Source organism: Nocardioides sp. NPDC057767 (assembly GCF_042798275.1).
In the GTDB taxonomy this organism is placed as follows: Bacteria; Actinomycetota; Actinomycetes; order Propionibacteriales; family Nocardioidaceae; genus Nocardioides.
Genome location: NZ_JBHVKJ010000120.1, coordinates 1 through 3692, shown reverse-complemented (window position 1 = coordinate 3692; position 3692 = coordinate 1). Strand labels below are relative to the sequence as shown.

Here is a 3692-nt window from a genome sequence, read left to right as displayed (position 1 = left end):
CCTCGGTGCCATCTCGGCCGACGGGCGTGCCCTTGCGGCAGGGTCAGAGCGCTGCGTACGCCTCGACCCAATCCTCCACACGCAGATCCCGCGGCAGCACGGGCGCGTGAGACCGCCGGCGCCGCCGGGCGATCCGATCCGCGAGCGCACCGGGGACGCCGTTGCGGCGCAGGATCTCGGCGACCCCGCGGCCGCGGCTGCTGAAGACCCTCGCCACCCACGACTGGAAGTCGCGGAGCTCCGACCCGGGGACCAACGGCACCGGGCGCCGGTCGATGAGCAGCAGCCCACCGTCGACGTTGGGCCGCGGGCGGAAGGCCGTCGACGGGACGCGCCGGTCGAGGGTGAAGGTGAACCACGGCCACCACTGCGCGGTGAGCTGGGTCGTACCGCCGACGCCCGCACGCTTGCGGGCGACCTCCCACTGGGTGAGGAGTACGGCATGGCGCCACGTCGTCGTGGCGAGCAGGTGGCGCAGGATCGGTGTGGTCAGGTGGAACGGGACGTTGGAGACGACGACCGCGTCCTGAGGTGGCGCGTGCCGCAGGATGTCGCCTTCGGCGATACACACGTGCGTACCGATCCGTCGGCGCAGGTCGGCCGCGCGGCGAGAGTCGATCTCGACCCCCTGCAGCGGCCGGCCCAGCTCGGCCAGAGCCAGTGTGACGGCACCGTTGCCGGTGCCCCACTCGACCAGCGGACCCTGCCGCTGCGAGACGAGATGGACGATGCGGTCGACTGTCGACCTGTCGGTGAGAAAGTTCTGGCCGAGCTCGTGCCGGCCAGGGCGTACGTCGGACATGGATGCTCCTCGAGACAGAAGGAGCCGGGCGGCATGCGGGTAGCACTCGAGAGCCGCCCGGCAGGGTGCCAGGTGGCGGCGCGAATGCGACGAGTGCTTCGGTGGGATCCGCGCCGTCAGCGGAGGCGGATCCGGACGAACAACGTCATGCAGCAGTTACCCATGGCGGTCACGCTAGCGAAGCCGCGGCCCCGCTCGCACACCGTTTATAGATGGCCGAATCGCCTACTCGACGTGGTGGAGGCGGCGGGCGGCCTCGGCGGTGGAACCGGAGATCGACGGGTAGACGGTGAAGGTGTTGGCGATCTGGTCGACGGTCAGCCCGGTGGAGACGGCGAGGGCGATCGGGTGGATGAGCTCAGAGGCGCGCGGGCCGACCACGACGCCGCCGATGACGACACCGGTGCCGGGGCGCGAGATCAGCTTCACGAAGCCGTCGGTGATGCCCTGCATCTTGGCCCGCGGGTTGCCCTTGAGGTCGAGGCGCAGGGTGTCGGCGACGACCTCGCCGGAGTCGACCTGGGCCTGGGAGTAGCCGACCGTGGCGATCTCGGGAGAGGTGAAGACGTTGGCCGCGACCTCCTTGAGGTCCATCGGGATGACCGCGTCGCCGAGGAAGTGGCGCATCGCGATCCGGCCGGCCATGGCGGCGGTCGAGGCGAGCATGAAGCCGCCGGTGCAGTCGCCGGCTGCGTACACGCCGTAGGCGGAGGTGCGCGACACCTTGTCGGTGCGGATGAACCCGCCCTCGTCGAGCTCGATGCCGGCCTCCTCCAGGCCGAGGCCCTCGGTGTTGGGGATCGAGCCGAGCGCGAGGATGCAGTGGCTGCCGGTGACCTCGCGGCCATCGGTCAGCCGGACCGTGACGACGTCCCCGGAGCGGGTCACCGACTCCATCCGTGACTTGCTGAGGATGTTCATGCCCTGACGCTCGAGTACGTCCTGGAGGACCGTCGCCGCGTCCGCGTCCTCACCGGGGAGCACACGGTCGCGCGAGGAGACCAGGGTGACCTGGGAGCCGAGGTTGAGGTAGGCGCTGGCGAACTCCGCGCCGGTGACACCCGAGCCGACCACGATCATGTGGGAGGGCAGCTCGTCGAGGTCGTAGACCTGCTCCCAGGTGAGGATCCGCTCGCCGTCGGGCTGCGCGGTGGGGAGCACCCGGGGCCGGGCGCCGGTGGCGATCAGCACGGCATCGTTCTCGATCGCCTCCTCGCCGCCGTCCTGGGCCCGGGTCGCGATCACCTGACGCTTGTCGGCGTCGATGCGCCCGGTGCCCTTGACGATCCGGATGCCGCGACGGGACAGCCGGCTCTCGATGTCGCTGGACTGCGCGAGCGCGAGCGACTTGACCCGCTTGTTCACGACGCCCAGGTCGGCGTAGAGCTCGGTGGCCGGGTCGCCCTGGTGGTCACGGAAGTGGATGCCCAGGTCGCGGGCGAGCGTCATGTCCGACATCAGCTCGGAGGTCGCGATCAGGGTCTTGCTCGGCACGCAGTCGGTCAGCACCGCGCTGCCCCCGAGGCCGTCACGGTCGACGACCGTCACCTCCGCCCCGAGCTGCTGCGCGACCAGCGCCGCCTCGTATCCGCCTGGACCCCCACCAATGATCGTCACCCGCGCCATGGGCCGCATTCTTCCACGCCCCTGGAGGGTCAGGATCAGCCCATCGTCTTCTGACCGTCGATGGTCTCCCGGATGATGTCGGCGTGGCCGGCGTGCTGGGCGGTCTCGGCCAGGATGTGGGCGATGACGCGGCGGTTGGACCAGCGCGCGCCGGCCTCGAACCACGGAGCCTCGGGAAGGGCGTGGTCCGCGTCGAGGTCGACGGTGCGGATCAGCTCGTCGGTCGCGGCGGCCACGTCCTCGTACGCCTCGAGCACACTCTCCAGGGTCTCGTCCTCGGCGAGCACGAAGTCGGCGGCGAACTCGGCGTACTTCTCCGGCGTGAGCTCCTGGGCCACCGCGCCGCGGACGATGAAGTCGGCCCAGCCCCGCTCGCCGGCGGCGACGTGCTTGACCAGGCCGCCGAGACTGAGCGCGGAGGCGGTCGGGGTGAGTCGTGCCTGCTCGTCGGTCAGGTTGCGGACCGCGAATCGCAGGAAGCCGCGGTGCTTGGCCAGCGTCTCCAGCAGGTCGGCGCGCTCGCGCGAGGAGATGGAGGTGGCGGTGGCGTTCACGGCGGTTGCGGTCATGGCATGGACTCCTTGGTGGTGTTTCCTTCTGACACCGACAACGCTATGAGTCATTCAGGTCAGTTTCTGTCCGCTTTGGAGCGGGAGCCCGGAAAAGATCCGCCGACCATTACCCTGCTGGGATGACCAGCCCCGCGAACCCGATCCGGAGCGACGCGGTCCGCAACCGCGACCTCCTGATCTCGGCAGCCCGCGAGGTGCTCGCCGAGCAGGGTCTCGACGCCCCGATGTCGGCCGTCGCCAAGCGCGCCGGGGTCGGCCAGGGCACCCTCTACCGGCACTTCCCCGACCGGGCCACCCTGGCCACAGCGGTGCTGGAGGAGAACGTACGCGACATCGAGCAGGTCGCGGCCAGGCCGGATGCGACGCTGGCCGATGTGCTCGGCGTCGTCACCTGGCAGATGATCCGCTCGACCGCGTTCGTCGGCATCATCCGGCTCAGCAGCGAGGAGAGCTCGCGGCTCCTCGCCGATCGGGTACGCACCACCATCGACGGCCTCCCGAAGGAGACCTACGGCACCGACGAGGTCATGCTCGCCGTCGCGATGGTCTCCGGCGCGGTGCACGGGCCGACGCTCGAGGCACGTGAGGCCACCGCCCGACGGGCGTGGGGCATGCTCGGGATCGAGATCGGCCCGGTCACGCCGGGGGTCTAGAGGACCCGCAGACGTGACGAGGCCCGGATCCGCGGATCC

At 70.5% G+C, this 3692-nt stretch carries 4 protein-coding genes; 1 reads left to right on the top strand and 3 read right to left on the bottom strand.

From position 1 onward, the window contains the following. Positions 1–43 precede the first annotated feature (43 nt). From erm to ACFVDI_RS28550, 3 genes are all read right to left on the bottom strand, one after another. The gene (gene erm, locus ACFVDI_RS28560) at positions 44–802 is read right to left on the bottom strand and encodes a 23S ribosomal RNA methyltransferase Erm (protein ID WP_378912257.1); all 759 of its coding nucleotides are present in this window, start codon (positions 800–802) and stop codon (positions 44–46) included. 225 nt (positions 803–1027) lie between these two features. Then, positions 1028–2428 (bottom strand): NAD(P)H-quinone dehydrogenase, encoded by a 1401-nt coding sequence (locus ACFVDI_RS28555; RefSeq protein ID WP_378912256.1) that lies wholly within the window; start codon positions 2426–2428, stop codon positions 1028–1030. A 35-nt stretch (positions 2429–2463) separates the two neighbouring features. After that, complete coding sequence (locus tag ACFVDI_RS28550) at positions 2464–2997, bottom strand: DinB family protein (RefSeq protein ID WP_378912255.1); 534 nt, start codon at positions 2995–2997, stop codon at positions 2464–2466. A 122-nt stretch (positions 2998–3119) separates the two neighbouring features. Between ACFVDI_RS28550 and ACFVDI_RS28545 the strand changes: the two genes are divergently transcribed. Continuing rightward, positions 3120–3653 (top strand): TetR family transcriptional regulator, encoded by a 534-nt coding sequence (locus ACFVDI_RS28545; protein WP_378912254.1) that lies wholly within the window; start codon positions 3120–3122, stop codon positions 3651–3653. The last annotated feature ends 39 nt before the right edge of the window (positions 3654–3692 follow it).

Excerpts from the sequence above, each read along its gene's own strand:
- erm (WP_378912257.1), bottom strand. The coding sequence starts at position 802 with ATGTCCGACGTACGCCCTGGCCGGCACGAGCTCGGCCAGAACTTTCTC.
- ACFVDI_RS28555 (WP_378912256.1), bottom strand. The coding sequence starts at position 2,428 with ATGGCGCGGGTGACGATCATTGGTGGGGGTCCAGGCGGATACGAGGCG.
- ACFVDI_RS28550 (WP_378912255.1), bottom strand. The coding sequence starts at position 2,997 with ATGACCGCAACCGCCGTGAACGCCACCGCCACCTCCATCTCCTCGCGC.
- ACFVDI_RS28545 (WP_378912254.1), top strand. The coding sequence starts at position 3,120 with ATGACCAGCCCCGCGAACCCGATCCGGAGCGACGCGGTCCGCAACCGC.